The 25859-nt window shown below is 37.3% G+C and carries 25 protein-coding genes and 2 pseudogenes; 2 read left to right on the forward strand and 25 right to left on the reverse strand.

What is annotated here, in order from left to right; translation table 11 throughout:
- Positions 1–158 precede the first annotated feature (158 nt).
- The gene (gene clpP, locus ACFQ3N_RS10595; RefSeq protein ID WP_390362183.1) at positions 159–758 is read left to right on the forward strand and encodes an ATP-dependent Clp endopeptidase proteolytic subunit ClpP; all 600 of its coding nucleotides are present in this window, start codon (positions 159–161) and stop codon (positions 756–758) included.
- Between the two features lie 390 nt (positions 759–1148).
- Here clpP and ACFQ3N_RS10600 read toward each other — a convergent pair whose 3' ends face one another.
- The 25 genes and pseudogenes from ACFQ3N_RS10600 to uvrB form a co-directional block, all read right to left on the reverse strand.
- Positions 1149–1403: an HPr family phosphocarrier protein gene (locus ACFQ3N_RS10600; RefSeq protein WP_390362305.1), complete on the reverse strand. Its 255-nt coding sequence runs from the start codon at positions 1401–1403 to the stop codon at positions 1149–1151.
- Positions 1404–1615: 212 nt separating this feature from the next.
- Positions 1616–2566, reverse strand: a complete 951-nt coding sequence (gene whiA / locus ACFQ3N_RS10605; protein WP_390362185.1) for a DNA-binding protein WhiA — start codon at positions 2564–2566, stop codon at positions 1616–1618.
- A gap of 73 nt (positions 2567–2639) precedes the next feature.
- Positions 2640–3587, reverse strand: coding sequence for a gluconeogenesis factor YvcK family protein (locus tag ACFQ3N_RS10610; RefSeq protein ID WP_390362187.1), 948 nt, complete (start codon positions 3585–3587; stop codon positions 2640–2642).
- A gap of 2 nt (positions 3588–3589) precedes the next feature.
- A complete protein-coding gene (gene rapZ / locus ACFQ3N_RS10615) occupies positions 3590–4474 on the reverse strand; it encodes an RNase adapter RapZ (RefSeq protein ID WP_390362189.1) in 885 nt (294 codons plus the stop codon).
- A gap of 14 nt (positions 4475–4488) precedes the next feature.
- Positions 4489–4953 (reverse strand): NUDIX hydrolase, encoded by a 465-nt coding sequence (locus ACFQ3N_RS10620; RefSeq protein WP_390362191.1) that lies wholly within the window; start codon positions 4951–4953, stop codon positions 4489–4491.
- Positions 4954–5705: 752 nt separating this feature from the next.
- A complete protein-coding gene (trxB, locus tag ACFQ3N_RS10625; RefSeq protein ID WP_390362193.1) occupies positions 5706–6659 on the reverse strand; it encodes a thioredoxin-disulfide reductase in 954 nt (317 codons plus the stop codon).
- 84 nt (positions 6660–6743) lie between these two features.
- The gene (locus tag ACFQ3N_RS10630) at positions 6744–7742 is read right to left on the reverse strand and encodes a tetratricopeptide repeat protein (protein WP_390362194.1); all 999 of its coding nucleotides are present in this window, start codon (positions 7740–7742) and stop codon (positions 6744–6746) included.
- Between the two features lie 170 nt (positions 7743–7912).
- Positions 7913–8122, reverse strand: coding sequence for a hypothetical protein (locus tag ACFQ3N_RS10635; protein WP_390362196.1), 210 nt, complete (start codon positions 8120–8122; stop codon positions 7913–7915).
- Positions 8122–8358, reverse strand: a complete 237-nt coding sequence (locus ACFQ3N_RS10640; RefSeq protein ID WP_390362198.1) for a hypothetical protein — start codon at positions 8356–8358, stop codon at positions 8122–8124. Before ACFQ3N_RS10640 ends, ACFQ3N_RS10635 begins: the two co-directional genes overlap by 1 nt.
- A gap of 6 nt (positions 8359–8364) precedes the next feature.
- Positions 8365–8475: pseudogene (locus ACFQ3N_RS10645) on the reverse strand (hypothetical protein); the annotation flags it as partial.
- 2 nt (positions 8476–8477) lie between these two features.
- Positions 8478–8678: pseudogene (locus ACFQ3N_RS10650) on the reverse strand (acyl-CoA dehydrogenase family protein); the annotation flags it as partial.
- Between the two features lie 199 nt (positions 8679–8877).
- The gene (locus ACFQ3N_RS10655; protein WP_390362200.1) at positions 8878–9402 is read right to left on the reverse strand and encodes a GNAT family N-acetyltransferase; all 525 of its coding nucleotides are present in this window, start codon (positions 9400–9402) and stop codon (positions 8878–8880) included.
- An 850-nt stretch (positions 9403–10252) separates the two neighbouring features.
- Positions 10253–11917, reverse strand: a complete 1665-nt coding sequence (locus ACFQ3N_RS10660; protein ID WP_390362307.1) for a glycerol-3-phosphate dehydrogenase/oxidase — start codon at positions 11915–11917, stop codon at positions 10253–10255.
- A 177-nt stretch (positions 11918–12094) separates the two neighbouring features.
- Positions 12095–13585: a glycerol kinase GlpK gene (glpK, locus tag ACFQ3N_RS10665; RefSeq protein ID WP_390362202.1), complete on the reverse strand. Its 1491-nt coding sequence runs from the start codon at positions 13583–13585 to the stop codon at positions 12095–12097.
- Between the two features lie 93 nt (positions 13586–13678).
- Positions 13679–14197 (reverse strand): acyltransferase, encoded by a 519-nt coding sequence (locus tag ACFQ3N_RS10670; protein WP_390362204.1) that lies wholly within the window; start codon positions 14195–14197, stop codon positions 13679–13681.
- A gap of 3 nt (positions 14198–14200) precedes the next feature.
- A complete protein-coding gene (gene ppaX / locus ACFQ3N_RS10675; protein WP_390362206.1) occupies positions 14201–14839 on the reverse strand; it encodes a pyrophosphatase PpaX in 639 nt (212 codons plus the stop codon).
- Positions 14811–15773 (reverse strand): nucleoside recognition domain-containing protein, encoded by a 963-nt coding sequence (locus ACFQ3N_RS10680; RefSeq protein WP_390362208.1) that lies wholly within the window; start codon positions 15771–15773, stop codon positions 14811–14813. Before ACFQ3N_RS10680 ends, ppaX begins: the two co-directional genes overlap by 29 nt.
- Positions 15774–15806: 33 nt before the next feature.
- Positions 15807–16646 (reverse strand): prolipoprotein diacylglyceryl transferase, encoded by an 840-nt coding sequence (gene lgt / locus ACFQ3N_RS10685; protein WP_390362210.1) that lies wholly within the window; start codon positions 16644–16646, stop codon positions 15807–15809.
- An 11-nt stretch (positions 16647–16657) separates the two neighbouring features.
- Complete coding sequence (hprK, locus tag ACFQ3N_RS10690) at positions 16658–17593, reverse strand: HPr(Ser) kinase/phosphatase (protein WP_390362212.1); 936 nt, start codon at positions 17591–17593, stop codon at positions 16658–16660.
- Between the two features lie 514 nt (positions 17594–18107).
- Positions 18108–18467, reverse strand: a complete 360-nt coding sequence (locus ACFQ3N_RS10695) for a phage holin family protein (protein WP_390362214.1) — start codon at positions 18465–18467, stop codon at positions 18108–18110.
- Positions 18467–18661 (reverse strand): PspC domain-containing protein, encoded by a 195-nt coding sequence (locus ACFQ3N_RS10700; RefSeq protein WP_390362216.1) that lies wholly within the window; start codon positions 18659–18661, stop codon positions 18467–18469. Before ACFQ3N_RS10700 ends, ACFQ3N_RS10695 begins: the two co-directional genes overlap by 1 nt.
- A gap of 151 nt (positions 18662–18812) precedes the next feature.
- Positions 18813–19481, reverse strand: coding sequence for a bacillithiol biosynthesis deacetylase BshB2 (bshB2, locus tag ACFQ3N_RS10705; RefSeq protein WP_390362218.1), 669 nt, complete (start codon positions 19479–19481; stop codon positions 18813–18815).
- A gap of 32 nt (positions 19482–19513) precedes the next feature.
- Positions 19514–19867, reverse strand: coding sequence for a YojF family protein (locus tag ACFQ3N_RS10710; protein WP_390362220.1), 354 nt, complete (start codon positions 19865–19867; stop codon positions 19514–19516).
- Positions 19868–20000: 133 nt separating this feature from the next.
- On the reverse strand, positions 20001–22877 hold the full coding sequence (uvrA, locus tag ACFQ3N_RS10715; protein WP_390362222.1) for an excinuclease ABC subunit UvrA: 2877 nt from the start codon (positions 22875–22877) through the stop codon (positions 20001–20003).
- Positions 22878–22884: 7 nt separating this feature from the next.
- Entirely contained in the window at positions 22885–24867 is a 1983-nt protein-coding gene (gene uvrB / locus ACFQ3N_RS10720) for an excinuclease ABC subunit UvrB (RefSeq protein WP_390362224.1), read from the reverse strand.
- A gap of 230 nt (positions 24868–25097) precedes the next feature.
- Here uvrB and ACFQ3N_RS10725 point away from each other — a divergent pair, with 230 nt between their 5' ends.
- Positions 25098–25844 (forward strand): FixH family protein, encoded by a 747-nt coding sequence (locus ACFQ3N_RS10725; protein WP_390362226.1) that lies wholly within the window; start codon positions 25098–25100, stop codon positions 25842–25844.
- The last annotated feature ends 15 nt before the right edge of the window (positions 25845–25859 follow it).

Below are 25859 nucleotides of genomic sequence, written 5' to 3' on the forward strand. Positions count from 1 at the left end.
AGATAAGGGAATGATGGAAGAAGAATTTTTATGATTTCTTAAGTATCAGTAAATTTATTGTCAAACGTTTTCGTTTGACCTTAATTGACCTTTTAGTTATCATAAAATTAGATCCAAATTAATTGGATACACGTTAAGGAATAAGGGAGGATTTTCACATGAATTTAATACCTACAGTTATTGAACAAACGAACCGTGGAGAACGCGCATATGATATTTACTCACGTTTATTAAAAGACCGTATTATTATGCTTGGAAGTGCTATAGATGACAATGTATCCAACTCAATCGTAGCACAATTACTGTTCTTGGAAGCAGAAGATCCAGACAAAGATATTTCCATATACATCAACTCACCAGGTGGATCGATTACAGCAGGTATGGCAATCTATGATACCATGCAATTTATTAAATCAGACGTATCAACCATTTGTACTGGTATGGCAGCATCTATGGGTGCATTCTTATTGGCTGCTGGTGAAAAAGGTAAACGATATGCACTACCAAATAGTGAAGTAATGATTCACCAACCATTAGGTGGTACTCAGGGGCAAGCATCTGATATTGAAATTCATGCTAGACGTATTATTGAAATGCGTGAAAAAATCAACAAAATTCTATCTGAGCGTACAGGACAGCCTTTGGAAGTTATTCAACGTGATACAGACCGTGATAATTTCATGACTGCTGAGAAATCAGTTGAATATGGTATGATTGACAAGATTCTTGAGCGTAATACAGATAAAGATAAAAAGTAAGTAACAAAAGCGCAAGCGCCCGTTTAGCGACGTATGGGCTGCGCCCGCGCATCGCGGGTGGGTCGACGTTGCCGCGCAAAGCGGCGAAGTTAGTCGATCTTCCAAATTCGCATGAGATAAAGGAAACACGAAGAGCGGTAGCGATTCGATGTTGACTTATCGTAAGGAGGATCAGGAAGCCCACTAACAGCACGGGCGCTGGCCGATGACGCCACGTCCTGTGGCGTCATCGGCACTAGTACGTCCTGTACGTCGGAGCTGGACGTGGCTTAAGCAGTAAATAAATTATCCACAGGCTCCTAATTTTATAATTTCCTAGACAGTTAAGAAAATCCCCCTCCATCATAGATGGAGGGGGATTTTAAATGAAATTATGTTATAACGTACTAGTTATGAATTCGTAACAAAAGTAGTTAAATGATTTAGTGCTACTTCCTCATCCGAACCATCGGCTATTAATGTGATTTCTTCCCCAGTTGTAATAGCTAAACTCATCAGACCCATAATACTTTTTGCATTTACTCTCTTCCCATCTTTTTCTAGAAACAAATGTGCAGAATAACGATTTGCTTCTTGTACAAACTGAGCAGCCGGCCTTGCTTGTAACCCACTATCAAGTTTGATTGTAACAGATCTTTCAACCAAAGTACTCATCCTCTCCTGTTTTCGTAACCGCTATCATTTTTGAATAATCAACGTAATAGCTAATCTTCATTATATATAGGTAAAATACACATAATCGACAGTACAGCAATACTGTTCTGTCGACTTTTTAACATGTAGAAATATTTTCTATTTTGATTACTTTAAATTATCGATATTATATCATGGAACCTGATTAAATGATATAGAACAGTTTACTTTTTAAGCAACGTTCCATTCTGTCTAACTTTTTCAGCGAATTCATCTATTTTCTTCAGACGATGATTTACACCAGATTTGGAAATCTCGCCACTTGAAACAAGCTCTCCTAATTCCTTTAATGATATATCCTGATGCTGGACACGTAAGATAGCGACTTCTCGTAACTTTTCCGGTAACGCATCCAATCCAACGGTATTTTCAATAAAGTTAATGTTCTCGATCTGTCGGAATGCAGCACCAATCGTTTTGTTAAGATTAGCAGTCTCACAGTTCACTAATCGATTTACCGAATTACGCATATCTCTGACAATACGAACATCTTCAAACTTGAACAATGCATTATATGCTCCGATTATGCTAAGGAACTCTGTAATTTTTTCTGCTTCTTTAATATATGTTATATAGCCATTTTTCCGCTCTAATTTTCGTGCACGAAGTTTAAAGCTATTTAACAATTTACATAAAGCTTCATTGTGTTCTTGATAAAAATTAGATATTTCTAAATGATAGGATGAAGTTTCAGGATTGTTTATCGAACCCCCTGCTAAAAAAGCACCTCTTAGATAGGATCTTTTACAACAATTCTTCTTTAGGTATTTAGTTGAAATGGTCCGAATAAACTTGTACGGTTCCTGTAAGATATCTAAGTCACCTAATAACATTTGAACATCTTCTTTCATACGAACAATGTAAACATTATTTTTCTTAAGCTTCATTTTCTTACGTACAAGTAATTCAACTGGAAATGAATATAGTGACTTAATCAAAGTATAGATGCGACGTGCTATTGCCGCATTTTCCGTTTGCACATCTAATACATATTTTTGTTTAGATAACGAAATAGCACCATTCATTCGAATTAGTGCTGCAAGTTCAGCTTGTGAACAGCATTCGTCTACTTCAACGGTTGTTGATTCTTTTTTTATCTCAGATGCAAATGACATCACACCACCTCCTCATCATTAGAAAATCTAAGTTGCACTTGTCTACTGAAAAATGGTAATTATATTTTATAAGTTATATGATCGAATAGAGTAACTTGGCAATTTTAGATGTATCATGTCGTAACGTTGACTGTGTATGACTAATGATGTCACCTTCAATAATCTGTAAGCCCATCTCGAGTAAACGATCCGTATCATACACGACTGGCTTCGCATTTTCTTCTGCATATACTTCTCTAACTGCCCTTTTTATAGGCTCATTGTGTACAATGATGGAATCCACAGACCCTTCACCAACATGATCAAAAATCGCTTGGACATGATCAGAAGCAGTAAAGCCGGTAGTCTCCCCTTCTTGTGTCATAACGTTACAAACATAAACAACTTTTCCCTTTGCATCTTGTATCGCGGTGTCTATTTGTGGAATAATCATATTCGGTAATATACTTGTATAAAGACTCCCCGGTGCAACCACAACTAAATCGGCATTTTCAATTGCACGAACTGCGTTAGGTAAGGGTTGTACGGGATTAGGCCTAAGAAACACACGCTTAATCTTCTTATTTGCAAGTGGAATTTTAGATTCTCCTGATACAATGGATCCATCTATCATTTTCGCATGTAAAGACATACTTTCATTCGATATTGGGTATATCTTTCCTTTTACATTTAATACTCTTGATATTTCCTTAATACCAGTATAAAAATTACCAGTAATAGAGGTCATAGCTGCTAACAACAAATTACCCATCGAGTGACCTGATAATCCATTACCAATTGTAAATCGATGTTGAAAAAGTTCTAACAACATCGGTTCTGCATCAGATAAAGCAGCTATTACATTTCGAATATCTCCTGGGGCCGGTATGGCCAGTTCGGTTCGTAGCCTACCCGTACTCCCACCGTCATCAGCTACTGTAACAAGCGCTGTTAGTTGGATGGGTAAATCCTTTAATCCGCGGAGCAGCACTGGCATACCAGTACCACCACCAATTACAACAACATTAGGCATCCTAGTCATTGTTAATGACCCTTTCTTTTGTCAATATCTCGATGGCTAATATGCGTAATATATGATGAAGACAGCTTTTTAGCGAAATGTTCTGCAAGCGCCACAGATCGATGCTGTCCACCTGTGCAACCGATCGCAACAACAAGTTGTGACTTCCCTTCTTTTTTATACTGAGGTAGCATGAATTGCAGTAAATCAAGTACTTTTTCATTAAACTTTTGGGTGTCTGACCATTTAAACACATATGAAGATACCTCAGGATTCAGTCCAGTTAAGGGCTGCATATGGGCAACATAATGTGGATTTGGTAAAAACCGTACATCAAAAACTAAATCTGCATCGATTGGTATGCCATATTTAAAGCCAAAAGAAACCATATGAACTGAAAAAATCTCCTGCTTCTCTTCTGTATATGCTTTTAATATTTTTTCTCGTAATTCTTTTGGTTTTAAGTTGGTAGTATCAATAATCCGCTGGGCTCTTCCTCTTAACTCATCAAGAATATTTCGTTCTTGCTGGATACCATTCAGCGGTAGGCCTCCTACAGCTAATGGGTGGGAACGCCTTGTTTCTTTATACCTCGTTACAAGCGCTTCATCTTTCGCATCAAGAAAGAGGATATGTTCATGAAGCCAATCTTCATCACCCAGTATATCCAAAGCTTCAAACAACGAATCGAAAAATTCTCGTCCACGTAAATCCATTACAAGAGCCACTTTTCGAATATTGTTCGTTGCATCTTTCATTAGTTCTAGGAACTTCGGTAGTAACGCGGGAGGTAAATTGTCTACACAATAGTATCCCAAATCTTCAAAGCTCTGAACTGCAACTGTTTTTCCAGCACCAGACATCCCCGTTATAACTACTAATTTTGTTTCTTGTTCATTCGTACCCATTATGTATCCCTCCCTTAAGGTCCAGATGGGTCTTGACGTATATCAAGGAGCTCATAGTCCTCCGTGTAAGCAAACAATGCAAACAACATAGATTCGGATGATAACATATGCTCAAAGATTTTGTGATCTCCTTCTGCCATTGGTAGCGTTTGTATCTGATCAAGAGCTACCCATTCCAGATCACCTTCTTCACAGTGCTTCGTTAATTCTCCCTCATAAGTACGGCATATGAACGTAAACATCATCCACTCCTGAACAATTTTCTTTTCTCTAAAAACATTAAACGTAAAAGTTCCAATCATTTTTGGGTCTAATAAATCTAATGCTGTTTCTTCACGATACTCTCTAATAACTGATTCCTTAACAGTTTCTCCTTCTTCCATCTTTCCACCAGGTATTGCATACCACCCTCGTCGTGGCTTCTTTAAAAGCAACACCCTATTATCATTTATTAATATGCAGTTAGTTACACGTTGCATGCATTATTCACCTATTTTCATGTAAAACTAAGAAATACACTACTACTATTATACAATGAAAAATTCCAAAGCAACAAGGATATGTTTATAACAAAAGCTTCCATTGTTCCTTATGTTTACCCGAAATGTCATTGACTAATGGTACCAAGATAACGGAAATTGCCTCAACAGCACATATACTGTAGCTAGAAGTACTAACGTTAAACTAGAACAACAGTACAAGCGCTCATTTAGCGACGTATGGGTTGCGCCCGTTCATCGCGGGTGGGTCAACGCTGCCGCCGAAAGCGGTGGTTTTAGTCGATCTTCCTCAATTACTATGAGATTCACTCCAGAGTATAAGATTCACTTTGACTTTCTCCATTATTGACGATAAGTCAAGTTCATCTAAAATGAAACATGCTCCTTCATAGGGCTATGAAGAAGTTGGACCGAGAGCCCGATTTTAGTCGGCCTTCCTTTTGCTTAAGCGAATCGATGTTGACTTATCATAAGAAGGATCAGAAAAGCCCACTAACAGCAGAGCTGGACGTGGCTGATTTTCTGGAAAATATACATAACTTTCAAGTTATATAGTTTCTTTACTAGCAAAAAAAATGCACAGATGCTCGGCACCTGTGCAATAAACTAATTTATCTATTAAAAGGGGGTCAATTAGTTAATTACATTGTACCCCAAAATTATTTCGTGCATGTTACAACAGCGTTAAAATGCAATTACTTTATAATAAAAACAATTTACATTTGTTTTTATTATGATTTAGCAGCTTTAAGTTCTTCCATTAATTCTTCAATATATTTTTGTGCTGCCTCAGCAGCTATACTCCCATCACCAGTAGCAGTAACAATTTGACGCAATGTTTTTTCACGGATATCTCCAGCTGCAAACACGCCTGGAACACTCGTTTCCATGTGTTCATTTGTTGGGATATACCCTTCATCATTTGTAATTCCAAGTGATTTGAATGGTTCGCTCAACGGTACCATTCCAATATAGATAAATACCCCATCAATTGGATAGTCATTTTCTTCACCTGTTTTGTTGTTATGCAATGATACACTGCTAACTTTACCATCAGGTCCATTTATAGTTTTTGCAACAGTATCCCATACAAAATCAATTTTTTCATTATCAAAAGCACGCTGTTGAATAATCTTTTGAGCACGAAGTTCATCACGACGATGAACAACGGTAACTTTATTGGCAAAGCGTGTTAAATATATACCCTCTTCAACCGCAGAGTCTCCTCCACCGATGACAACAAGGTTTTTCTCTTTGAAAAAGGCACCATCACAAACAGCACAATAGGAAACTCCACGTCCGCCTAATTCTTCTTCACCAGGAATACCTATTTTCTTGTATTGTGCGCCTGTAGTGATAATTAGTACTCGTGTGTTATATTCCTTTTTACCTGCAATTACAGTTTTATAATCACCATGATCAATAACCTCTTTAATATCGCCATATGCATATTCAGCACCAAACTTCTTGGAATGCTCAAACATATTATTGGACAAATCTGGCCCTAAAATATGATCATAACCAGGGTAATTTTCCACATCTTCCGTGTTAGCCATCTGGCCGCCTGGAATACCACGTTCAATCATTAATGTTTCTAAATTTGCACGAGATGCGTAAACAGCCGCTGTCATTCCAGCCGGTCCAGCACCTGCAATAATAACATCATACATACGGTCTTCGGACATTTACTTCAGCCCCTTTTCTCTAATAAATATAAGCCATATATATCGTATAAGACACTGTCCTGTACGTCTACTATTCTGCTCAACCTATTGCCAGGGTCTATCTTCTTTAGACAAATTAGGATGTTTCTTACACCCTTCTTCCCATAAGGCAAGAGCTTTTGAAGTTTCGCCCAAATGAAAAGCTGTTATACTGTACCATCTATAATAGGATAGATGGCCACTTATCAATCCTTTTACGAGCATGCGAAACCTAGAATATGCTTCTTTATAATACTCAGTTCTAGCCAATGTTGTAGCTATTTTAAGCTTTTGTTGTTCATGTATGGGATATACATTTAGTAATGTCTGAATATGAGGAACATATTCCTGCATTTGATTACGTTCATAATAAAATATCGCTAAATTGATATGACTATACAAGGAATCAGGCTGCTCGTTTAACATGTCTAACTCCATTTGGATAGCCTCTTCTTCATTCCCAGAAAAGAATAACGCTTGTGTATAGTCATGCTTTGGTAATTGATGATCTGGAAATATTGTGATCATTTCCTCTAACAATGGCAGTGCTTTATCATATTCCTTATTTTCCATGTGATAAAAAACAGTTTCCTGGAAAATGAGTAGCTCATCTTCTGATTCAAGCTCAAAGTCGTAATCCTCTTCATCAATGTCGATTAAATTCAACAAACTTTTTGCCTCTTCGGTAAAGTCACCATCAGGCTCCTTATCAAGGTACGATGTAGCATATTTTCGTGCATCGTTTAAAAGCCCTAAATGAGCATAATTATTTGCTAGTAAATAATAGCAATCTGCATACTGATCACCGGTTGATTGTAAAACTTTAGTCAGCAATTGATTGGCTGCATGAAACGCACCAACCTCTGTATATATAATCGACATTTGACATTGATATAATGGATCATTAGGTTTTGTATCAACAGCTTTTTTTAGCCATTTAATAGCAATTTCAAATTTCCTTCTCTGAAAAGCTTCTACGCCCTTCGTGAAATAAAAGTCACCGTCAGGTATAAAAGGGATAACATTATCCTGATTATTATCTGTTTTATCCTTCATATGCTGCATACTTATCCCCCTTATTTTTCTTATATAATAAATTGTATAATAGTTAACATTTTATAGTGAAACATACGACAAAAGTATACCATATTCGCAGGAGGAATAATATAGGCGAAAGATAGGCGTTACAAACAGACAAGCGGATTGATATATAGTAATATCAACCCGCTTCGTTATTAGCTGTTCATCACAATCATGTTAAAGTAGCTTAGTGATAAAGGTTCTGCACGATACTCTTCTCTGTTGCCAAATGTTTTTTCTAAATAAATCTTTGCAATTACCATAGATCTTTCCCGATCTTCCTGTTTGCTCAGCTCAATATTTCGTAACGCAACTACTCCCTCAAAAATATCAACCATCTGTTTTGCTATTTTTCTCGGGTACATTAAACGAACTTTTTCATCATTTGGGATAATAATTCAAGTGATTCTGCTAATTTTTCCATCGCATCATAGATTGGTGCAGCTAGTTCTTTTGTTGTTTCAGACATGATAGTTAACCTATCTTTCATCTTATTCAAAAATAATGGATGAACTTCAAACTTTTCAAGCAAGCGTAATACTTCTAACCCAAGTAAATTGGCAGTCCCTTCCCATACCGTTAAAACTTGAGCATCACGCAATAATCTTGGTGTAACGAAGTCTTCAATATACCCGTTTCCACCATGTATTTCAATTGCTTCATGACAAAAATGGATGGATTGCTCTGCAGTTTCCTTTTTTAAAATAGCTATATACAGCCTTAGACGAGCTCGATCCTCATTCGTAGCATTTGTGTTTTTGGCATTACCTCATCAAAAAGCGCTATTAATTCAAAAGTTTCACTTGTCTCCACTTCTAATTTAACTGCTAGATCAACTAACGTATCCCGAATCATCGGATAATTTGTTAATGTTTGACCAAAGGCTTCTCGATCACACGCATATTGCTTTGCCTCATTGTATGCACGACGGCTATCTGCACCTAAGGATTAAAACGGGTTCACTTATGAGGTGCAAAACAGTGAATCACAAGTTAAATCACACCTATAATCACATAATTTTCACTATTAAATTCACAGTAAAAAATGGCTTTGGATATTTCACCAAGCCATTTTTCTGTCTTATATCTGTTGTTAAACAATCGCGTTTGTTGAATAATAATTAATCGAACTTATTTAATACTTGGTTAAGGTTATCCCACTCGTATATAAGAAGTTTCAGTTCTGCACTTGCAATTGTAATCGTTTCTGATTTATGTAAATTAGCACCATAATATTCATAGAAATAACAGGTTTTATTATCTTCTAAAACTTCAACAAAAACTCTATGGAGTCCAAGTTCCTTAAATTGAAGAAAAAGTTGTTTCATAAGTAGCTTCCCAATACCTTTGCCATGATGCTCTTGAAGTAAATAAATAGATGTTAAGTCCCCAGAGTTCTCCACACTATTACTATCTCTTTTTCCACAATCTGCAAATCCAACGATTTCTCCATCATCCGAAATAGCAATAAATACATAATTTCCCTCTTTAGCTATATTGCGTTCCCATAATGACGCTCGTTGTTTATACGAGAGCTGGTCAAGAAATGAGTCTGGTACAATGTTTTTATAAGTAGATATCCAACTATCAACGTGTACTTTTGCGATTCCTTCTGCGTCTGATAAAATTGCTCTTCTAATATTCATCTGAATCCCCACTCCTTCCACCAGCCTGCCATATTAGCACAATAACTTATTGTTCATCTTTCACTAAAGCACTCCTTACTTAAATAGAAATTATACTGCTTGAACATAAGACAGCCTATCTTTTTTGCGGACTCAGTGAACCTTATTTCCTTTCATTATGTATAATTATCGTGGTGGCGGACTCAGAAGACCTTATTTGTAACATTTCCAGAGTTATAGACTGTTTTTTTATGCAATAAGATCCCCTGAGTCCGCTTGACCTTAAAAATCACTGTTTTTGACACAAATAAGGGCACTGGGGTCCGCTTAAAGTTCGTTCGTCTATATATACCTGTTTACACAAGGAGCGACTGCTCCTTTTGAGCAATCACAGTTGGCAAGCGTAATATCATTCCTATAAAATCAGGGAATATCGTGGAGTATATAGCCAGTAGCTCTAATGGGGCTTCGTAGATTAAATTCTCATAATTTCTAAAGGAGTTTTATAAATGTTTGGGAACTCGTAATAAAGGATATTACATAAAATGACTAAAGCAGCTTAAAAGATACACGTTAATATAACTCATTTTTATTATCCATTTCAGAAGATAACCAAACGGACCCATACAAGTGACGTAACAAGAATCACTGCAATAGTGGAATAAGCATTGCTCTATCCCTATTCACAGAATAAATCACCCTTGTGAATTATTCTGTGAATAGACATTAAAAACTATTTCAAACCTTGATATAGCAATAGAAATACACACGAGATTTCTCTTGTGAAAACCCGTGTGCTGTATGATGTGTTTTAATGTTTGCACCTCTGAAGTGAACCCGTTAGCCATGCCAAGCACGTTTTTAAACTATTTTAATCGTTTTCTGGAACTACCGCTTCCCTTAATGATTGTTCAAGTTCTTCGACAAACACTTTTCTTTGTTCATTACTCCACTGTAACGTTTTAGCCATATAGTTAATAACATTTTCTTTATGATTATTTACCCAATCAATGGCAAAAAATAATGCACCTGTACGTCGTATAAAGAAATCTACTGGTTTATAAGCTGATTCGTATTTCATGGCATAAACTAACTCCGTAAACACAATAGGATCGATATTTTCTAAAATAGCCGTGTCTTTTTCACTTTCATAAATATCGAAAATAATGTCAATATTTGAACCATATGTTTTAACCAGCTTTAACACTGTTTCTTCGTCTAATCCAAGTGAGATACCTTCAGATATTTTCTGTTGCTTAAAACGCTTAAACCCTTCTGAACCACCGACATTTCCACCTGAAATAGGTAGGTGCTTTGTATCCGATTCGGAATATAAAATCCCATCTTCTTCTTTCAATAAACCGACAACTTTATCCACAGCTTCATGTGCCATTTTTCGATAACCTGTCAATTTACCTCCAGCCATCGAGATCAAACCTGAATCAGAAACGAAAATTTCATCTTTTCGGGATATCTCGCCTGGATTCTTTCCTTCTTCAGCTATGAGTGGACGTAACCCTGCCCAACTTGATTCAACATCATTAACTTTCATATCTATTGTAGGAAACATATAATTGATAGCATCCAGTATATAATTTCTATCCTTTTTCGTCATGGTAGGATGAGCTATATCACCTTCATAACTTGTATCCGTTGTACCCACATATGTTTTATGATCACGGGGTATTGCAAAAATCATGCGTCCATCTGGAGCATCAAAATAAATGGCCTGTTGCAAAGGAAAACGTTCGTTTGAAAATACCAAATGCACTCCCTTTGTCAATTGCAATGACTTTTCATTTATGGAACCATCCATACTTCTCAATTCATCAACCCAAGGACCGCCTGCGTTAATGATTTTCTTAGCATAAATGGTATGAACATCCCTACTTATTTGATTCTCAACTACAGCACCTACAAGTTTACCAGACTGATCATACTCAAAATCAATAACTTTAGCATAGTTAAGTGCATAAGCCCCATTCTCAACTGCCTTTTTTAATACTTCGATGGTTAAACGTGCATCGTCTGTTTTATACTCTACATAAACCCCAGCACCTTGAAGACCATCTTTTTTAATTAATGGTTCTTTTAATAAAGCATCTTCAGGGGTGAGAATTTTTCGACGTTCTCCCTTTTTAACACCTGCTAGAAAATCATAAACCCATAACCCTATATTGGTGGAAAACGTTCCAAATGATCCTCCTTTATGAAAAGGAAGCATCATCCACCCTGGAGTAGTAACATGGGGGCCGTTTTCATACACAATAGCTCGTTCTTTTCCAACATCTGCTACCATTTTCACTTCGAATTGCTTTAGATAACGCAAGCCACCATGAACAAGCTTAGTGGAACGACTGGACGTTCCCGCAGCAAAATCCTGCATTTCAATTAATCCAATATGTAATCCACGTGTCACAGCGTCCAGTGCTATTCCAGCGCCTGTTATACCACCGCCAATAATTAGCATATCGAGCGGTTTTTCTGTAAGAGATGTAAAGATTTCATCTCTTTTTAGACTAGAAAAAACAGCCATTTCCAATTCACTCCCTTTAAAAATTCTGCACATCGTATTATCAAAGAGAAAATAAAAACCACAAAACACACTAATGGCTTCTTTACCATTAGTAGTTTGCGGTTTCTCCATTTCTCCGGCCAAATTATTAACTTACTTTAATCTTAACACATTCGTTATATTTCGCAATAAAATCTTTTAGTGAAATGCTTGAGCTGCTTTGACAGCCCTTTGCCATCCATCATAAAGTTTCTCGCGTTCATCTTCTGATAAGTTAGCTTTAAATGTATGATCAATATGCCACTGTTCTGCTATTTCTTCTTTACTTTGCCAAAAACCTACGGCTAAGCCTGCTAGATATGCTGCTCCTAGTGCAGTCGTCTCATTAATGATTGGTCTCTCAACGGGAACACCTAACATATCACTTTGAAATTGCATTAAAAAGTTATTTTTAACTGCTCCACCATCAACCCGTAACGTTTTTAATTCAATGCTGGAGTCAGCCATCATGACATCAACTACATCACGTGTTTGATAGGCTAAGGACTCCAGTGTTGCACGGACAAAATGCTCTTTTTTTGTGCCTCTTGTGAGTCCTAAAACTGCTCCACGGACATCACTATCCCAATATGGTGTTCCTAACCCTACAAATGCAGGAACAACGTATACTCCGTCGGTCGATTCTACCGATTCAGCTAAGGGTTCACTTTCGGGTGCACTTTCAATAAGTTTCAAACCATCACGCAACCATTGAATTGCTGAACCAGCTACAAAGATACTACCCTCTAAAGCGTATTCAACTTTTCCATCAACACCCCAGGCTAATGTAGTAAGAAGGCCGTTTTCCGACTTAATGCCTTTTTCCCCGGTATTCATAAGCATAAAACAACCAGTACCATACGTATTTTTCGCCATTCCCTTTTCAAAACAGGCCTGACCAAATAATGCAGCCTGTTGATCACCAGCAATTCCTGCAATTGGTATTTCATGTCCAAAGAAATGATAACTTACTGTTTTACCATAAACCTCTGATGACTGTTTTACTTTAGGAAGCATGGATTTAGGGACATTTAAAATATCTAACAATTCATCGTCCCATTGCAGGTCATATATATTGTACATCAGAGTTCGAGATGCATTTGAGTAGTCTGTGATGTGTTCTTTCCCGCCAGTTAACTTATAAACTAACCACGTATCAATCGTTCCGAATAATAGTTCCCCACGATCTGCCTTTTCTCTCGCGCCATCCACATGATCCAACATCCATTTTACCTTTGTTCCTGAAAAATAAGGATCAAGCAATAACCCTGTTCTTTCACGAAATAAGTTGTTGTAGCCCTGATCACGCAATTCATTACATATATCCGCTGTTTGTCTTGATTGCCATACAATAGCTTTATATATAGGCTTACCTGTATTTTTATCCCATACAACAGCTGTTTCACGTTGATTAGTGATACCTATTCCAGCAATTTGTTTTGGATCAACATCAGCCTTACGCAATACATTTGCTATACACGAAAGCATGGAAGTCCATATTTCACTAGCATCATGTTCTACCCACCCAGGCTTTTGAAAGAATTGCTCAAATTCCTTCTGCGCTGTTTCTACGATCTGTCCTTCATGATTAAATAATATTGCTCTAGAGCTTGTCGTTCCTTGATCCAGTGCCATAATATATGTTTGCATGACGTTTTCCTCCTCTATTTTTGAAAAGTAATATTTATTTCAAAATTCCAAGATGCGGAATCTGAGGTGGATACTAACAACCGTCTCAACCATTTAGAATTGATCATCGTTCATCCGTTTTTCCATTTCTTCCTTTGTATATATAAGCTTCATCGGATTTCCACCAACAAACACACCTGGTGGAACGTCTTTATGAACTAAGGTTCCAGCCGATATAATTGCTTTATCCCCAATGGTAACACCTGGTAAGATTGTAGAATTGGCTCCGATCATAACCTCATTTCCAATTGTAACGTTACCAATACGATATTCTTTTATTAAGTATTCATGTGCTAATAGTGTCGTATTGTACCCAACAATACTATTATTTCCCACTGTAATTTTTTCAGGAAACATAACATCAGGCATCACCATCAATGCGAATGCAGTCTGTTTACCAACCTTCATCTGTAAAAAAGTACGGTATAACCAGTTTTTTGTTTTCATAAAAGGTGTGTAACGGGCCACTTGGATGACGATAAAGTTCTTAACAACTTTCCAAAATGAAACCGTCTTATATATTTGCCACAATGAATTAGCTTCTTGAACAGAATATCGCTGTGTCTTACGCATATTTTACACCCCTACAATCTTTAACAGATCCTCCATATCATTCAACATATAGGTAGGATTGTACGCTTGTAATCTTTCTTTCCCCTTAAATGTCCAAGCAACCGCAGCAGTCTGTACACCTGCATTTATCCCGGATTTGATATCATGAGGATTATCACCGACCATTAACGTCGTTTTTGGATGCGCATCAAATTGTTCCATTGCTTTTAAAACAGGTTCAGGATGTGGTTTAGCATGCACGACATCATCAAGAGCAATAATTAGATCAAAGAAATGTTCTATACCTGTTGCCTTTAAACCCTTCTCTGCTGTCTTACGCATTTTAGTTGTAACAATTCCTAGCTGTATATTTTCACTTTTTAACCGTTCTAATGTCTCCACTACATTTGGAAATAGCTTTACATAGTTATCATGGTGATAAAGATTATGTTCACGATACGTCTCGATCATTTCCTCCACCTGATCAGGATACGTATTTTCAAACGTTTCTCTTAATGGCGGTCCATTAAATTCAATGATTTCTTCTCGGGTAAATTCCTTGCCATAATGCTGGAATGTGTGCACAAACGAAGCAATGATCAGTTCGTTTGTATCAATTAATGTGCCATCAAGATCAAATAGTATTGTACGAATGCTGCTCATGATGTGTATCCTTCCTTTTTCGATAATCATGTCTTTTTAAAATATAAGCTATAGTCATGGTTAATAGTATTGCCGTAGTCAAACGAATAAGAAGCAAGGGCCAAACAGGAATCCCTAATGGAATAAAAATAAGCGTATCCTCAACTACAGCATGACACGAAACAAGAAATAGTAACGCTAAATACATATCTCTTCGTGAAACACCATCTTCTTTAACTGCTTGAATCATTAAACCAGCGCCATATGCTAAACCAATTGTTAACCCAGCCACTAGAGTCATGGACGTATTTTTATTCATACCAAGCAACTTTGTGAATGGCTCTAGTTTATTGGAAAAAGTAGTCATCCAACCTTTCTCACGTAAGTATTGCATCATAATCATTAAGGGAATGACAATAAGTGCTAATTGGCCAACTGCCACAACTGCAGTTTGAATCGCGTGTAAAGCAATCTCTCCCCATCCATTAAGTACTACTTCATTTGAGGAAATGAAACCATATTGGGCTTGCTCGGAACCACCATTCCAAATTAAATTAATCAATATTCCTGCTACCAGGGCTATAACAATGCGTATTCCGGATATCAACCACCAGCTTACACCAACCTTAGAGGCAACAGCCGACTCCACAAATAAATTGTGCGAAAAAGATAGCATTATCGCTAATATAAAAACTTCTTTTACAGTAAAGTCAAAGGAAATAATCGCTGCAATTCCTGCGTACAAATTTAAGGCATTACCAATTACCAGCGGAACTGCAGCTTCACCAGAAAGTCCCAAAATATTCATAAGTGGGCTTAATTGTTTAATGACCCATGGTAAGACTGGTGTGTAATTCAAAATGGTAACAATTAAAGTTATTGGAAAGATTACCTTCCCTAATGTCCATATAAGTCTTAAGCCTTGTTGTAGGCCACGGTAAGCAATTCCATTCAATCTATATTCCTTCTCTCTGTTCGTTTATAACATTTATTTTTTCTTAATAACCTTTTTACCATCATAATGTTTATTTGCCAAGCCTGATTTACGACGATAAAGGATTAATGCAAGTGCACCCAAAATTAGTACAATCGAAATAAGTTGAGCTGTTCGGATTTGCCCGATAACATACAAACTATCTGTGCGCATTCCCTCGATAAAGAATCTCCCAACTGAGTAAGCTATTAAATAACTTAAAAATACCTCACCACGTAATGGGTTATATCTTCGTAATACAAGTAGTAATATAAGTACTAACATATTCCATAGCGATTCATACAAAAATGTCGGGTGATACATGACACCATCGATACACATCTGGTTCATAATAAAATCAGGTAAATATTGATGAAAACTGTTATATGTAGATTCAGAAATCGGGCCACCATGTGCTTCTTGATTCATAAAGTTTCCCCAACGTCCAATTGCCTGTCCAAGGATGATACCAGGTGCTGTTATATCTACTATTTGCCAGAATGAAACTTTTTTCACTCGTGCATATATAACTGCGGTAATAACAGAACCGATCAACGCTCCATGTATCGCTATTCCGCCTTCCCAAATGGCAAAAATATTCCACCAAGGCCCATCAGCATAACGATCCCATTCAAAAATAACGTAATAAATACGAGCAGATAGTATGGCAATTGGAATCCCAAAAACGACTAGATCTACTATTAAATCTTTCTTTAACCCTAAGCGATCTGCTTCTCTTGTTGCAATATATAATCCTAAAAATGCGCCAAAAGCTATAATGACACCATACCAATAGATTGATAGAGGTCCAATTTCAAGAAAAACCCTGTTTAGTTCAGGTGCGCTACAACTCAAAAAAATCACTCCTATTCTGTTTCATCTTTTTCTTGGTCAATCATGGTTGTTAGTCGGTCAGAAAACTCCTCAGCAGCATTTACGCCCATCCGTTTTAATCTAAAGTTCATTGCTGCTACCTCAATAATCACTGCAAGGTTTCTCCCAGGACGGACAGGAATGGTAGCTTTCGGTAAATGCACATCCATAATTTTCATCGTTTCTTCATCTAATCCAAGGCGATCGTACTGTTTTTGATGATCCCATAGTTCCAAATTGATAATTAAGGATATCTTCTTAAAGTTACGAATCGAACCTGCCCCAAAAAGGGTCATAACATTAATAATACCTAGCCCTCTAATTTCCAATAAATGCTCAATTAAGGGTGGAGAGTTACCAATCAAGGTATCATAATCTTCTTGACGAATTTCAACACTGTCATCGGCAACCAGTCTATGTCCACGCTTAACTAGTTCAAGTGCTGTTTCACTTTTACCAACACCACTTTGGCCAGTAATTAGAACACCAACCCCATAGATATCAACAAGTACACCATGGATAGCAGTGAACGGTGCAAACTTAACTTCTAGATAGTTCGTCAGCCGACTAATAACCCTCGTTGTTTTCCTTGGAGAATGAAGAACTGGTACTCCTGAATTATTTGCTGCCTCAATCAACACTTCAGGTACTTCCATCCCCCTTGACACAACAATTCCAGGTGTAATATCTGTGCATAAACGTTCTGCACGATCCTTTTTTTGTTCATCATTTAAGTCAAGGAAATAAGTCATTTCCGTTTTACCAATTAATTGAAGTCTTTCTTTTGGATAGTATCTAAAATATCCCGTCATTTCAATACCTGGACGTGATATGTCACTAGTTGTAATTTCTCTATGTATTCCATCTTCCCCAGCAATAAGTGTCAGGTTAAAGTTTTCTAATAAATCCTTTGTTCGAACTTTGGTCATATGTTATCCCTCCGAAGGCACAATACTGATTTTTATTGTAGCATATTTTTTTATTAGGAAGGAGTAGAAGGATTAATGAATTTTAGAAAACGTGGCTTATCGCCAAACTTTAATGGTGAAAGCCTTAGTTGCACTGATGTAATAGGTAAGTTTTATTTTTAAAAAGGCTGTTTTCGTAAAGACTATTGCCTTTGAGAGAATAGATGTAAACTGCGACATAACTTGATGTGACGGTTAACCTACCGCTTCGGAGGCTGAAGCCGTGCCCGCGGAAAGCATCCGACCGTAGCGATCCCAGACGGCGGCAATAGCACGCGTTCTTAGAAATAAGCCTAAAGTTACGTCGCAGTTTATATCAACTACGTAGTTAAAAAAGCAACAGGGCGTGCGAAAACTGCCTTAAAAAAACGCAATCACCTTAAAAGACACGTCAAGTATAAGCAGAAACGACTTATGCCTCTAGCGTCTAGGCGCTTGCGCTGGATGTAGCTGAATGATCAACCAAACTTACTCATTATTTTTTCATCGTATCTTTCACCAGTTGATTTAATAGTAGGTTTAAAATCGATATAACTATTGCTGCTATTATCGCTGTTCCAAAGCCTTCTATCACAAAGGATGCATCCATCAATGCTTGGGTTATCATTAGGGTAATTGCATTAATGACAAATAGGAAAAGACCCAATGTCAAAAATGTAATCGGTAATGTAAACACAATTAAGATTGGCTTAATGATGATATTTAAAACAGAAAGAATTAAACTAGCTAACAACGCTGTACCGAAACCTTTAAGTTGAAAGCCATCAAAAAGTTGAGCTACCGCAATTAGTGCAACAGCATTTAAAAATATAGATATAAACCAGCGAAGCAGCATTAGTGTATCTCCCTCTCGTCAGGAATAATAAAGATGGCTACTATATAGACAAATAATAAGGTAAATGCGCTCATAAATAATCCTACGATGAATACTAGTCTTACAATAGTTGCATCTATATTAAAATATTCTGCAAGTCCACCTAAAACCCCACCTAACATACGTTCATTACTTGATCGATATAACCGTTTCATACATCATCCCCCTCCTTTTCATTCCTATAGTTAGTTTTTCCTGTTTTCTCTTCCTGATAAACATTTATACGAATGAATGCATCAAAAGGTTCTATAACTATTAGATAAAGAAACCTCACGCTCTAATTTTTATAGGTGGGGATTTTCAAGCTTATGCTCCGAAGTTCCAAATATAAAATTGTTCTTTGCCTAATCTTTTCTTAGCATCCTCTTTTAAATCATTATCAGCGTCAGGGTTTTTAAATTTTCCCAGAATACCACCAGCTTGTGAATCATGTGAGAGAATCGCTTCCATTTTTTTATCAAAAAATGGAGTAACATCATTACTTATATCCGGCTTACCAAGAACATCATAATAGTTATTAGTAATAGCTTGAGCCCAAACGGTAGGTCGATTTCCCTCATCCATTAAACGAACCGCTTCAATGGCAGCTGCTCCAAGTGCATTATGATCAGGGTGAACCGCATGCTTTGGATAATGTGTAATAACAAGACTTGGCTTAATGTCCTCTAAAATTCCTTTTAAATGTTCTGCTACTTCTTGTACGTCCTCATATTCTAATGTTTTGTCTCGATAACCTAGCATCTGTAATTCCACATCTAGTACTTGACATGCTTGAATCAATTCTTCTTTCCTTATTTCAGGCAGGGTTTCTCTATTTGCAAATGTAGGTGACCCCATATTTCTGCCCATCTCCCCTAGCGTGCCACACAAATACGTTACCGGGACTCCTTCTTTGCGAAATTTAGTAATTGTACCCGCAGCCCCGAATGATTCATCATCTGGATGTGGATAAATAACAACAACGTGCTTTTCCATATATATCACCTTTCCTTTTACATATATTAATTTTAGTAATTAAACGGGGTTTCACTGACCTGCAAGGATACCATTAGGCGCCCTTGGCGGTCATGACCAGCAAGTAATAATTTCGAATCTTCATGCATCACCCAATCTGTTAACCCTTCCGCATAAATCCAGCCCTTATCCATTTTCAAACCTGCACGATACACTTTTCCATCCCCAATTATTTTAGCTTGCGAGAACGAAACATTAGCGTTCCGTACATAAGCACCTACATTATATGCTTTATCGTCAAAATGGCTAGCATAGGCCCCATTAGTTGTTTCGATATGGATATACACATCTTTATTTATAAAACTTTCTAACGTTTTTTGTACACTATTAATATCAATTGGTTTCATTTATTTTTCCTCCCAACATACTTCTTGTTTAACCTTACCGAAACGAATGTTATGCGTCAAAAGTTTTGAACTTATCTCTAGTTTCCTGGTTTAAAAAGGGCAGCAAGCATACTATTGCTTGCTGCCCTACTACTTATTTCACGCTTACTTTTTCTTTTTTAGCAAAGGTTTCTTCCATTCGATTTCGATCACGCTCTAGAATAGGCTTTAAATAGTTTCCAGTATAGGATTCCTTTACTTCTGAGATTTGTTCTGGTGTCCCTGAAGCAATAATCTCGCCCCCCCGGTCACCACCTTCAGGTCCTAAATCAATAATATGATCTGCTGTTTTAATGACGTCCAAATTATGCTCGATGATTATTACAGTATCACCATTATCAACAAGCCGTTGCAAGACGCTTAACAATCGCTTAATATCGTCGACATGCAAGCCAGTTGTTGGTTCATCTAAAATGTAAAATGATTTGCCATTTGAGCGGCGATGTAATTCACTAGCTAGTTTCACTCGTTGCGCTTCCCCACCTGAAAGAGTTGTCGCAGGTTGACCAAGCTTAATATATCCTAGACCAACATCATAAATCGTTTGTAGCTTACGTTTGATCTTAGGAATATTTGCAAAGAACTCAAGTGCTTCTTCAATCGTTAATCCGAGTACCTCTGAAATATTTTTCCCTTTATATCTCACTTCTAATGTCTCACGGTTATATCGCTTCCCATGACAAACTTCACACGGAACATACACATCCGGTAAAAAATGCATCTCAATCTTAATGATTCCATCTCCACGACATGCTTCACACCGTCCACCTTTAACATTAAAACTGAAACGGCCCTTTTTATACCCGCGTATCTTTGCTTCGTTCATTTGTGCAAATACATCTCGTATATCATCAAAAACACTGGTATACGTTGCTGGATTTGAACGTGGTGTTCTTCCAATAGGAGACTGATCGATCTCAATAACTTTCTCAATATGATTGATCCCTTTAACCTTTTTGTGCTTGCCTGGCTTATGCTTCCCTCGGTACAACTCTTTTGCTAATGATTTATATAATATTTCATTTACAAGCGTACTTTTGCCTGAGCCAGAAACACCCGTTACTACCGTCATAAGGCCAATCGGAAATTTTGCAGTAGCACGCTTTAAGTTATTTTCCTCAGCTTCTACAACTTCGATTTTTCGCTTATCAGGCTTACGGCGTTTCGTTGGTAATGGTACATATTTTTCCCCGGATAAATACTTTCCTGTTAATGACTTTTTATTTTTCATTACTTTTTCAGGTGTTCCATAAGCAACAATCTCACCACCATGCTCACCTGCACCTGGTCCAATGTCAATCAACCAATCAGCAGCTAACATCGTATCTTCATCATGTTCAACAACTATAAGGGTATTATCCAAGTCCCGCATTCGTTTTAACGTACTAATTAGCCGATCATTATCACGTTGATGTAAACCAATTGATGGCTCATCTAAAACATATAACACACCTGTCAAAGCGGAACCAATTTGTGTAGCAAGCCGGATCCGCTGTGCTTCTCCACCTGAGAGGGTTCCTGCTGCACGAGACAATGTTAAATAATCTAGTCCAACATTATTCAGAAAATCGAGTCGGTCATAAATTTCCTTTAAGATCATTCGGGCAATTTTCTCTTCTTTTTCAGTTAATGATAAATTGCTGAAAAAGTCCTTCGCCTCCGTAATGGAAAAATCGGTAGTATTACTAATATGTTTACCATTAACCAAGACCGCTAAAGCTTCTTTCTTTAAGCGATAACCATCACAGGTCGGGCAGTTAGTTTGCGCCATATACTTTTCTAACTGCTCTCGTATAAAATCAGATGACGTCTCTCGGTAACGGCGCGCGACGTTAGTTAACACACCTTCAAAATTAATTTGATTGTCCCTTGTATTGCCATATTCATTTACATAATGGAAACGAATCTTCTCTTTTCCACTTCCATATAATAATATATCCAATTTGTCTTTCGGTATCTTTTTAACGGGCACGCTCATATCGATATCGTAATGATTACAGACACTCTTCAATAATTGAGGATAATACTGTGAGCTGATTGGTTCCCACGCTGCAATTGCATGTTCATTTAATGATTTTCCCCAATCTGGAATAACTAATTCAAGGTCAACTTCCAAATTTGTTCCTAAACCATCACATTTAGAACAAGCACCATAAGGGCTGTTAAATGAAAATAACCTTGGCTCCAGTTCGCCTATGGAGAACCCACAAATTGGACAAGCATGATTTTCATTAAACATCAATTCTTCTTCTCCAATAACATCGACTATGATCTTTCCTTCACCCAACCCAAGTGCTGTTTCTATAGAATCGCTTAAACGACTAGCTACACCGTCCTTTACAACAATCCGGTCGACAACTACTTCAATAGAATGTTTTTTGTTTTTTTCAAGTTGAATATCATCAGTTACTTCTCGCATTTCTTTATCCACCCGGATACGAACATAACCTTCTTGCTTCAGCTTTTCAAAGATCTTGGCATGCTCACCCTTACGACCTGAAACAACAGGTGCCAGAATTTGCATCTTTGTTCGTTCGGGATACTGTAAGATACGGTCTACCATCTGCTGTACTGTTTGTGAGCTAATTTCAATTCCATGTTTTGGACAAGTAGGCCGACCAACACGTGCGTATAATAAGCGCAAATAATCATAGATTTCGGTTACTGTACCAACGGTTGAACGTGGGTTTTTACTTGTCGTTTTTTGATCAATTGAAATGGCTGGGGACAAACCTTCAATTGCATCAACATCTGGTTTATCCATTTGCCCTAAGAACTGACGTGCATACGCCGATAATGATTCAACATAACGTCGTTGACCTTCTGCATATATCGTATCAAACGCAAGTGAAGATTTACCGGATCCGGATAATCCTGTTAAGACTACAAGTTTATTTTTCGGTATAGTTACGTCAATGTTTTTTAAATTATGGGCTCTGGCACCTTGTATTTGAATTGATTTACTAGGCATGGATAAGTCATCCTTCCGCTTTAAGTTCAAGTAATATATCACGAAGTTCTGCAGCCTTCTCAAAATCAAGCGACTTTGCTGCTTCCTTCATTTCCTTCTCCATTTGTTTGATTACTTTTGATTTTTCTTTTTTCGTTAGCTTTGCAAGACTCTTTGTCTTCTCTTCGGTACCGTCCTGGTCCTCAGCAGCTACAGTAGCACGAATTACATCACGTACATCTTTTTTAATAGTAGTTGGTTTAATTTCATGTTTTTCATTAAATGCATGTTGTATTTCACGGCGACGTGTTGTTTCATCAATTGCCACTTGCATCGAGTTAGTGATCCGATCAGCATACATGACAACTTCACCGTTTTCATTTCGTGCTGCACGTCCCATGGTCTGTATAAGGGAACGTTCTGATCGTAAGAATCCTTCTTTGTCCGCATCAAGGATCGCAACTAGTGAAACTTCTGGAATATCTAAACCTTCCCGTAATAGATTAATTCCAATAAGTACGTCATACTTTCCTACACGTAAGTCACGAATTATTTCAATTCGTTCCAATGTTTTAATCTCAGAATGTAAGTATGCCACCTTGATCCCTATTTCTTTTAAATAATCGGTTAAATCCTCTGACATTTTTTTCGTTAATGTCGTAACAAGAACGCGTTCATTACAAGCAGAACGCTTATTAATTTCACCGATTAAATTATCAATTTGACCATCAATTTTCCTTATATCAATCTTAGGATCCAACAACCCTGTTGGACGTATAATTTGCTCTGTCATATCAGGAGTATGTTCTAACTCGTATGGTCCAGGAGTTGCAGAAACATACACAAGTTGGTTGGTTTTCTTTTCAAATTCATCAAATTTCAAGGGGCGATTATCCATTGCTGATGGCAATCGAAAACCATGATCAACCAACACTTGCTTTCGAGCTTTATCACCATTATACATGCCTCGAATCTGTGGTAGTGTAACATGTGATTCATCGACAACTACTAAGAAATCATCTGGAAAGAAATCCAGTAGTGTGTATGGGGTTGACCCAGCTTCTCGAAATGTTAAATGTCTCGAATAGTTCTCAATTCCAGAGCAAAATCCCATTTCCTTCATCATTTCAATATCATAATTTGTACGCTGTTCTAATCGTTGTGCCTCTAGAAGTTTATTCTCATCACGCAATTCTTTTAGACGTTCTTCTAATTCCTTCTCAATATTAACAATTGCTTTTTTTAACTTTTCCTCACGTGTAACAAAGTGTGATGCTGGGAAAATGGCAATATGCTCACGGTCACCCACAATTTCACCAGTTAATGCATCTACTTCTCGTATCCGATCGATTTCATCTCCAAAAAACTCAATCCGGATGCAGTGTTCTTCACGAGATGCAGGGATAATTTCTACCGAATCCCCACGTACACGAAACGTACCACGCTGAAAGTTTATATCATTTCGCGCGTATTGAATATCCACGAGATCGCGTAATAACTGATCACGATCCTTTTCCATTCCCATTCTTAAAGATAGTACTTGACTACGATATTCTTCTGGTGAACCTAACCCATATATACAAGACACACTTGCAACAATTAATACATCACGTCGTTCAAATAAAGATGATGTTGCTGAGTGTCGAAGTTTATCAATTTCATCGTTTATGCTTGCATCTTTTTCAATAAATGTATCGCTTGATGGCACGTATGCTTCTGGTTGATAGTAGTCATAATAACTAACAAAGTATTCAACAGCATTATTTGGAAAAAACTCTTTAAACTCACTATACAGCTGTCCTGCCAGGGTTTTGTTATGTGCAATCACAAGTGTTGGTCTATTTATTTCTGTAACAACATTGGACATCGTAAACGTTTTTCCTGTACCGGTTGCTCCAAGTAATGTTTGATGCCGCTGCCCCGATTGAACTTTATCTACTATTTCTTTTATTGCATTTGGTTGGTCTCCCCGTGGCTCGTATTGCGCCACAAGTTCAAACTGATTTATCACAAGGCAAGCCTCCGTTCATCTTCCTACTTAATAGTTTATCATAATTATTTATATAGTTTAACATAGATACGAACAAATATTCGATTGTTTTGATTAGAATTTATTTACTACTACCCGTTTATTTATATGAAAAATCATTCACAAAGGTTTCACAGGATTAACATTGTTTCCGTTTGCTCTCTATCCTATAATCAAGTTAGCTCTTACTATTATTTGAAAGGAACATATCTATGAAAAATATATCATACCTATTTTTATTCATTATTATCGTTGTTTTATCAGCTTGTGGTCAAGAAGAAGACTCCAGTAGTGGTAACAATGAGGATGCTGTTCAAGCAATTGATGTTCAATTAGAAGCTCCTGAACAAGTAAATGCCGACGAATTGACCGTTTTCTCGGCAACCGTTACTCAAGCTGATAACCCTGTTGAAGATGCTGATGAAGTTGATTTTGAAATATGGAAAGACACTGAAAAAGATGAAAGCGAAATGATCGAAGCAAAACATGAAGGAAATGGTGTCTATGCAATTGAAAAGGCATTTTCTAAAGAAGGTATATACATGGTTCAATCCCATGTTACTGCACGGGGAATGCACGCCATGCCACAAAAGGAAGTACGAGTAGGTGATGTGGAGCCATCTGCAGAAGCAGAATCCGAACACGATGACGATAGTGATCACAGCGATTCCCATGTATCGATCCAGCTTCATCAACCAGAAAATATAACTGTTGGTGATTCCTATGATTTAACCGTAGAGTTACAACATGAAGACCAGGCCCTTGAGTCTGCAACTATTTCACTAGAAATTTGGCATGAAGGAGCAGAAGAACATAATTGGATAGAAGCAAACGAAAACTCCCCCGGCCAATACGTAGCTGAGGTTACCTTTGATGAGCGCGTTGATTATGTTGTTAATGTACATGTAAAAAAAGAAGATATTCATGACCATAAAGAATTTACTTTTCATGTGAACTAAGCGAAAATCAATAAA

It is taken from the genome of Virgibacillus byunsanensis (assembly GCF_042675965.1).
In the GTDB taxonomy this organism is placed as follows: domain Bacteria; phylum Bacillota; class Bacilli; order Bacillales; family Amphibacillaceae; genus Virgibacillus_R; species Virgibacillus_R byunsanensis.